Source organism: Bordetella sp., assembly GCF_051960075.1.
Lineage (GTDB): Bacteria > Pseudomonadota > Gammaproteobacteria > Burkholderiales > Burkholderiaceae_B > Bordetella.
Genome location: NZ_JBQCER010000055.1, coordinates 62,322 through 70,154, shown reverse-complemented (window position 1 = coordinate 70,154; position 7,833 = coordinate 62,322). Strand labels below are relative to the sequence as shown.

General features: G+C 59.6%; 6 protein-coding genes. All 6 read right to left on the bottom strand.

Going from position 1 to position 7,833, the window contains the following annotated elements:
* The coding region (locus ACTHJ1_RS08655; RefSeq protein WP_440190675.1) for a Tar ligand binding domain-containing protein at nt 1-933 on the bottom strand (933 nt) is incomplete at its 3' end.
* Between the two features lie 102 nt (nt 934-1,035).
* Nucleotides 1,036-2,319: a flagellar hook-associated protein FlgL gene (flgL, locus tag ACTHJ1_RS08650; RefSeq protein ID WP_440190672.1), complete on the bottom strand. Its 1,284-nt coding sequence runs from the start codon at nt 2,317-2,319 to the stop codon at nt 1,036-1,038.
* A 51-nt stretch (nt 2,320-2,370) separates the two neighbouring features.
* Complete coding sequence (gene flgK / locus ACTHJ1_RS08645; protein ID WP_440190669.1) at nt 2,371-4,854, bottom strand: flagellar hook-associated protein FlgK; 2,484 nt, start codon at nt 4,852-4,854, stop codon at nt 2,371-2,373.
* A 90-nt stretch (nt 4,855-4,944) separates the two neighbouring features.
* A complete protein-coding gene (gene flgJ, locus ACTHJ1_RS08640; RefSeq protein WP_440190666.1) occupies nt 4,945-5,952 on the bottom strand; it encodes a flagellar assembly peptidoglycan hydrolase FlgJ in 1,008 nt (335 codons plus the stop codon).
* A gap of 11 nt (nt 5,953-5,963) precedes the next feature.
* Complete coding sequence (locus ACTHJ1_RS08635) at nt 5,964-7,109, bottom strand: flagellar basal body P-ring protein FlgI (protein WP_440190663.1); 1,146 nt, start codon at nt 7,107-7,109, stop codon at nt 5,964-5,966.
* Entirely contained in the window at nt 7,109-7,807 is a 699-nt protein-coding gene (locus ACTHJ1_RS08630; protein ID WP_440190687.1) for a flagellar basal body L-ring protein FlgH, read from the bottom strand. Before ACTHJ1_RS08630 ends, ACTHJ1_RS08635 begins: the two co-directional genes overlap by 1 nt.
* Nucleotides 7,808-7,833 lie beyond the last annotated feature (26 nt).

Below are 7,833 nucleotides of genomic sequence, written 5' to 3'. Positions count from 1 at the left end.
CAGTTGCTCCATCGATGCGGCCGTCTCTTGCAGCGAGGCGGCCTGCTGCTCGGTGCGCGAAGACAGATCGGTGTTGCCCGCGGAGATTTCCTTGGAGCCTACATTGATCTCTTCGACGCCGCGGCGCACCGTCGTCACCGTGCGCGTCAGGCTGTCCTGCATGCGCTTGAGCGCAGCCTGCATCCGACCGATTTCGTTATTGCTGCGCACCACGATCTTGTTCGTCAGGTCGCCCGACGCCAACGTGTCGAAATGCTGGACGGCCGTTTGCAAAGGTTGGAACACCCCACGTCGCATGTAGGAAAAAATGGCGAATGCGAGCAGAACGACGAGGATCAGCATGCCGACATACACGAGCTGCATGAACTCATTGATGGCCTTCTGCCGTTCCATGAGCCGGGTCGTCGTATCCTGGATCATCTTGCTGTATCCATCCAGGCGCCTTGCCAACTCGATCGACGCATCCTGCATCGTCGAGGTTTTGATCGACTCGTACTTTTGGTCATCCCCCGTAGCCGCGACCAGGACCGCCGTCTTCATGTTGTCGGTAAGGTTCTGAAATGCGGCCATCAACGGCCCTTCCTGCCTGCGAGATTCGTCATTGAATTTGGGCAGAGCCTTAAACTCACCCATGAGTCTGGACACCTGATCTGCAAACTTGATCACCGCACTTTTCTCGGCTTGCGCCCCATCCGGCTTGCCATGCTTGGCCAGGCTAAGCGCAATGTCAATGTGGATGATGCCACGCAGCGCCGCGATATAGGCGTCGCGGATCAGCACATTTTGCTCCACACCTGCATTGTCCAGCGTATCGATGATTATTCCGTCCTGACGCGCGCTATACCAGCCATACCCTATGGCCACGACAGACAGCGCAACGAACGTCAAAACCGCTGCGAACAGGCCCGTGCGTATTTTCAAATTGGTGAACATCAAAGTCTCTGACCCCGGCAGCGCCGTGCCTCGGTATTCTTTTAATCAGAAACGCCGGCCAAGAGGCCGGCGAAGGGTTGGAATCGGTACGGCCGGGTAAATTTAAGCGTTCATGCTGAACAAATTGGCCTTCTGAACCACCGAGAACGACTGAATCGCCGCTTGCAGAGCTACCTGGCGCAATTCCAGATTGCTGGTCGCCGAATACATATTCACGTCCAGCAGGTTACCCAACTGCTGCGTATCGGACAGTCCCAACTGCGTGCCCGTATTGCCCAGCGCCTCGACCTCATTCATGCGCGCACCGATCGAGGTGATGACTGTCTGCACGTTGTCGTAGTTAAGCTGAACCTGCTTGTTGGCGGAAGTCAGCGCATTGGCGATCGCCGCAGAGGCGACCGCATTGTTGTTCGACGGTATGCTCAGTGTATTGATCAGATTGTTAAGGGTCTGGAAGAGGTCCATGTTCGAACCCACACCGTTCTTCGGCGTATCCAGCGTAAAGGTGTCGCCTGCCGGCGGAGCACCCGGGACCACGAACGACACACCGCCGCCGGGCATCGCAATCGTAGAGCCGGAGGTATAGGCTTGCCATGCGGTAGTCGTCACCGGACCATTGGGGTTGGTCGGATCGGTCATGCTGATCGTGTAGCCCATTTGCCCGGCGTTGGCGCCGGTGCCAGTGGCGAACGTGACCGTGAAATCCTTGCCCACGTTGTTTCTCGAGTTGGCGATGCTGACGGAGGCCGGCGCAAACACACCGGTGCCTGTATTGCTGCTGCCTGCCTGGGTAATGTAAGCCTGCGTGCCCGGCGAAACGCGATCGAAGACATCGGTGCCGGAGTCGCTGCCGGCCACTTGCAACGACTGCGAAACCTGAACGGAGCGCTGGCCCTGGTCGCCCAGATAGGTCACCGCCCCTGTCGCCGAGTTCAATTGAAAAGGTTGGGTTGCGCCCTGATATCCTGAAAAAACGTACTGGCCGTTGGTGTCGGTCGTATTGCCCAGAGCGACGAGCTGTGTGCGCAGATTGGTCAGCGCAGTCACAATAGATTGGTGGCCGGTATCGCCCATTGTGGAATCGCCCGCCTGGACGATATTTTCCAGGACGCTTTGCATCGTCGTGGTGATCGAGTTCAGCGCATTCTCTTCGGCGCCCAACGAATTGGTGACCTGCTCTTGATTGGATGCGAAGGTTGAGTTCATCGTGGCGTCTTGCGACAGCACCACAGCCTGAGCCGCAGCCAGGGGGTTGTCGGACGGCGTCTGCACCGCCAAACCTGAAGAAAGCTGACTCTGCACCTGAGTAAGCTCAGACTGTTGATTCAGAATGCCGTTCAGGGAGTTCTGATAAAACTGCGAGGTGCTGATGCGTGTCACCATCATCGTGCTCCGGTAAATATTTCTCTATGCCGCTAGACTTGATCAACCGTGCGGTCAGCCGTTGGATACGCCCAGAATCGCGTCGAAAATCGAGCTCGCCACATCCAGGATCTTGGCGCTGGCTTGATATTGCTGCTGGTATTGCGTGAGATTCACGTACTCTTCGTTCAGGTTCACGCCCGATACCGCCGTCACGGCCGAGGTCTGTTGCGTGACCAGCGCGTTCTGCGCTGTCAACGACGAACTCAACTGCTGTGTTTGCACACCCACATTGTTGACCAGTTGCGCATAGAGGCCATTCAGACTCAAGGTGCCGTTGCCTAGCACGAGGGAAGTCTGCAGCTTGGCCATCGCCAAGCCGTTGTTGCCGTTGGCCGTGCCGCCAGCGGCATCGGCAAGCGCCAGTTGGCTGGGATTGGTCAGCGTCGAGGTCAGTTGACCCGCAGCGTAGCGCGTGGGCTGAAGCTCCCACTTGTCGCCGGCCGCGGGGGTTCCAGTCACCGACACGCTCAGCCCGTCAAAATTCAAATAACCTTGCGCATTCGGGGTAATGTCGGTCACTTTGCCGTCGGACTGGCGCGTCACCTGATAGCTGCTGCCCTCATAGACGATGCTGTAATCGCTGGACTGCAATTGGTTGGGGTCGACGTAGCTTGCCGACAACGCCGCAGTGCTGGTGTTGTGCGTATTGCTGATCGCAGGCACTTGCGCCATACCATCAGGGTCTATCTGCCAAGAGTCGCCGCTGGCGGCGTTGCCGCTGACGTTGACGACCATGCCATGAAAGGTGATGTTGCCCTGAGCATCCGGTGTGAACGTCGAGCCGCCGGACGCATTGGGTACTGCATTGCCGCTCGGATCGGTCACCGTATACGCGGTGCCATTGTAGGTAACCTTGTAATCGCCGTTGCCGATGGCGTTGGCGCTCAAGGTCGGCGCGCTGGCGGTCGTCGAACTGGCGGTCAGCGACGGATCGGTCGCCGCATTGGTCGCCGCAGGCGTAATCGACGAGCCCGTGCCGCTGGACTGGAATGTCCAGGAGTCTCCCGAGGTAACCGCACCGGCGCCCGCGGTGACCTTGAAACCGTCGAAAGCCAGCGTCGTCGTACCGTCGCCGTTCACGGTTGTCGTCGCGGTCACCGCGCCGGACGGCCCGGTCACGTTCCAGGCGCCGCCGCTGTAGGCGATGTTGTAGCTGATGTTCTGCTGCCCGTTGGTCGCGGCCGCCGTGATCGTAGGCGTAGTCATGCCGAACGGCTGCATGGTCCACGTATCGGGATTGGCTGCCGTAGCACGCGGATCGTCGCCACCAGCCACCGTGACGCTGAAACCGTTAAAGTTCAACACGGTCTGGCCGCTGCCGTTGACCGACGTGGTCATCGTCACGGCATTGCCGCTGGGGTCTTTGACGGAATAGGCGCTGCCATCGTAGCTGATCGTGTATTGGCCGCTTTGCGCCGTCATGCTCAAGCTGGCCGAGCCGCTGTTCGCGCCGGCGACGATGTTGGATGAGCCCAGGCTGAAAATATTGGAGCCAGGCTTGCCGTTCAAGTCCAGGCCTTGCTCCTGCTGACCATTCATCGTCATGGCCAGACCTACGGCGAACTGCCCCAATTGGTCTTGTATGGTGTTGAGCTGCTGACGAAAAGCCATCAAACCGCCCACCGAACCGCCAGTGACCTGGCTATCCTGCAGCTCTATTTGTGTCTGGGAACCGTTGGAGCCGGGGATGCTGTAGTAAAGCGCCGTGGCCGAGGGATCGGATGACGATGTGGCCGCGGTCAGCTTGTATTCGGTTGTGCCCGACAACAGCGGCTGGCCGCCGGCCAACGAAATGCTGATGGTGCTGGTATTGCTCTGCGTGTAGGTCTGTATGCCGATCAGCTGGCCAAGATCGGATATCGCCTGATCTCGCTCGTCGAGCAAGTCGTTGGGCGGCTGTCCACCGGCCTGGCCATATGCCGTCGCAATCTGCTGATTGAGCTGATTGATGGTGTCCAGGTTGCTGTTGATCTGCGTAACCATGGTGCCCAGCTGCGTATTGATTCCCTGCCGCTGGTTCTGCATCTGCTGGTTGACCAGGTTGATCTGCGCCACCAGGCTGCTGGTTTTACCCACCATATCCTGGCGATTGGCCGCGTTGGATGGGTTGCTGGCGGCCGCGTTCAGGCTGGAGAAGAAATTGGTCAGGGCCGGTTGAATGCCGGAGGTCAGCGTTGCCGAGGTACTTGTCGTATTCGTGGCAAGCAGGCTGTCGATCTGCGAGAGCTGGGTGTACTGCGTGTTGTATTGCGACGCCACGCTTTGCGAATTCATCAACTGGCCGGACAAAAAGCTGTCGTACTGCCGTTGAATGGTGGTGACTTCCACACCCATGCCGATGTAACCCGAGCCGGTAGGACGCGCGCCGGCCGTCTGCTGCACCGCAACCTGGCGGTCATAGCCCTGCGTAGCCGAGTTGTTGATATTGTGGCTGGTGACTTCCAGGCCGGTCTGGGCGGTATTCAGGCCGGAAAGTGACAGGCTGTACAGACTCATGCGATGCCTCGCGTATAGACGCTATGGATGCCCAGATTTACGGCAGCCAAAGGGTGAAAATTAAGCAAGAATTCAAAAAACCAATATTAATCAAGGTCTTGAATTACTCGAAGACAGTCCGGACAGTATCGAGGCTCGCATCTGACTCATGATGCGGATGAGCTTGGCGGCATAGTTCGGATCGGTCGCGTAGCCAGCCTTCTGGATACGATGCGCGGCGTCGTCGTCGCTGGCCGCCTGGGTCACATGGCTGTAGCGCGGGTTGTTGCTGATGAATTGAGCATAATCATCGAAGGCTTCCTGGTACGAGCCGTAAGAACGGAAAGCCTGCACGGCTTTCTGCGGCGCGCCGTCGACGTACTCGGTCGTCGTCGCTTGAACCACCTTGCCCTTCCAATTGGGGCCGGCCTTGATACCGAAGAGATTGTGGCTGGGCGTTCCGTCCGCGTTCATGATTTCCCGTTTGCCCCAGCCCGATTCCAAGGCTGCCTGGCCCAGGATCAGGCTAGCGGGCACGCCGCTCTGCTGCGAGGCAACGTTGGCTGCCTGCGACATGCGCGCCACAAAACCTGCGACATCAATCGACGATCCGTCTGCGTCCATCGCCGCACTTTGATCGCCGCCCTGGTTGGCGCGCAGCATGGCCAGGATTTCCGTAAGATTGCGGCCGGACTGCAGCGGCATGGGCGGCGCCGATGCGCTTACCAGATCCAGCTTACTGGGATCGACGAGCTCGTTTGTCGGCACCGATGCGGGGTTTTGGCGCTGCATCTCGGCCAGCAGCGACTTGGCCAACCCGATGCCGCCGGATTGCGACAAATTCAGCGCCATCTGCTCATCGGCCATCGATTGCCACATATCGTCCGACTGGCTATGAAACAGCGGATTCTTCGGCGACGCCTGCCGCATCTGCTTGATCATCATCTGCACGAACAGCGCCTCGAACTGTTTGGCCACCTGCTTTTGCTTGGCCTGCAGGTCACCGGATCCGGTCTGCTCGACATCGCGCTTGAGCTGGGCCAGCTGGCCCATGTCGAAAATAGACGTTTGCTGCGTCGTTTGCGACGGCATGCGGCTGAAGATGTCCGCCAGGCTCATCGCCGTGCCCCTTAAATGATCTCTAGGTCGGCGCGCAGAGCGCCGGCCGCCTTCATGGCCTGCAGAATCGCCAGAAGATCCTGCGGTGTGGCGCCCAGTGTATTGAGCGCACGCACCACGTCAGCCAGATTGGCGCTGCTGTTAAGGCGCTTGATCGTACCCGTGTCCTGCGACACCTGGATCGACGCGTTTTGCACGGGGGTGGTTTGCCCCCCTGCAAAGGCATTGGGCTGCGACACGGCATTCTGCTGGCTGATCGAAACCGACAGATTGCCATGAGCCACGGCCACTTCGTCTATCGTCACGTTCTGGTTCATCACCACCGAGCCCGTGCGAGCGTTGATGACCACTCTGGCCGGTGCCGGCGCGCGTGTGATTTCCATATCTTCCAGGCGCGCCACGAACACGGGTATCTGGGTCGGGTCGGACGGCGCGCGCACACGCACCACGCGCCCATCGACCAGCGTGGCCGAACCCGGATAACGCCGATTGATCGCCGCTGTCACATTTTCGGCCGTGCCGAAGTTGGTGCTGTGCATCTCGAAATAGATATTGCCGTCCTGCGCGATGGTAGTCGGCACGGCACGCTCGATGGTCGCCCCCTGGTTGATGCGCCCGCCGTTTAGCGTATTGACCTGCACGCTCGAACCGGAGGAGGACGCCCCCGCTCCGCCCACCAGAATATTGCCCTGAGCGATGGCGTATACCTGGTTGTCGGCGCCCTTGAGAGGCGTCATCAACAGCGTGCCGCCGCGCAGGCTCTTGGCGTTGCCCATGGCCGACACCACCACGTCCATATTCTGCCCGGGCCGAGCAAAGGCCGGTAGCGTGGCAGTCACCATCACTGCCGCCACATTCTTTAGTTGCATATTGCTGCCCGCCGGCACGGTCACGCCCAGCCGCGACAGCATATTGATCAGGCTTTGCTGCGTGAAAGGCGTCTGCGTGACCTGGTCGCCGGTGCCGTCCAAGCCAACCACCAGCCCGTAACCCACCAGTTGATTGCCGCGCACTCCCTGCAGATTGGCCAGATCTTGCAGGCGCTCGGCAAAGACAGGCCCCGACAGCAGGACGGCGAGGCCCAGCCCGGCCATGCCAATGCGGCGCAACCAGCGCGCAGGCGAAAAACGAAAGGTTTGCAGCGTAGCCATAATCATCAATAAGGCGAGAACAACAGGAAAAAACGCTGCAACCAGCCCATATTCTGGACTTCGTCCATCACGCCCTTACTGCGGAATTCGAGTCGCACATCGGCCACTTGGGTAGACAGGATACTGTTGGATGCGCCGTTGATCAGGCGGGGGTCGACCACACCCGAAAATTTCACGAATTCACTGCCTCGATTGATGGCGATGTCTTTTTCGCCGGCAACCTGCAAATTGCCGTTGGGCAATACGCCGATCACCGTCGTGGTAATGGTGCCACTGACCGTGTTGTTGGCACTGCTATCGCCCTTGCCCTGGAAGGCGTTCGTGCCGGAGTTGGCGCCTGTTCCTGTGGCCACCCCGGTAGTCAGCGTGGCCACTCCACTCAGGAAGCTCGGCGTCCCGACAGAGCCCTGCGTCACCGAGCCGGAGCGGTTGGCGTCGGTTGCCACATTTTTGGTCGCAGCCGTGTTTTCCCGCAGCACCACGGTCACGACGTCACCCACATTACGAGGCCGGGAATCCTCGAAAAGAGGATAACTGCCATATACCGTCGGCTGATAAATCGACCCGCTCGCATCCGAGGAAGCCATGGGGCGGGACGGCGGCAACGCCGAGGTCGGCCCCGTCACAACGGGCTCGGGAGGAACGACGCCGCACCCCGCCAGCAACAGCAAAACCAGCGCTGCAAAAAAGCGCGCCATCGGCATCATCGAACCACCCAACGTCGAACACC

Excerpts from the sequence above, each read along its gene's own strand:
- flgL (WP_440190672.1), bottom strand. The coding sequence starts at position 2,319 with ATGATGGTGACACGCATCAGCACCTCGCAGTTTTATCAGAACTCCCTG.
- flgK (WP_440190669.1), bottom strand. The coding sequence starts at position 4,854 with ATGAGTCTGTACAGCCTGTCACTTTCCGGCCTGAATACCGCCCAGACC.
- flgJ (WP_440190666.1), bottom strand. The coding sequence starts at position 5,952 with ATGAGCCTGGCGGACATCTTCAGCCGCATGCCGTCGCAAACGACGCAG.
- ACTHJ1_RS08635 (WP_440190663.1), bottom strand. The coding sequence starts at position 7,109 with ATGATTATGGCTACGCTGCAAACCTTTCGTTTTTCGCCTGCGCGCTGG.
- ACTHJ1_RS08630 (WP_440190687.1), bottom strand. The coding sequence starts at position 7,807 with ATGCCGATGGCGCGCTTTTTTGCAGCGCTGGTTTTGCTGTTGCTGGCG.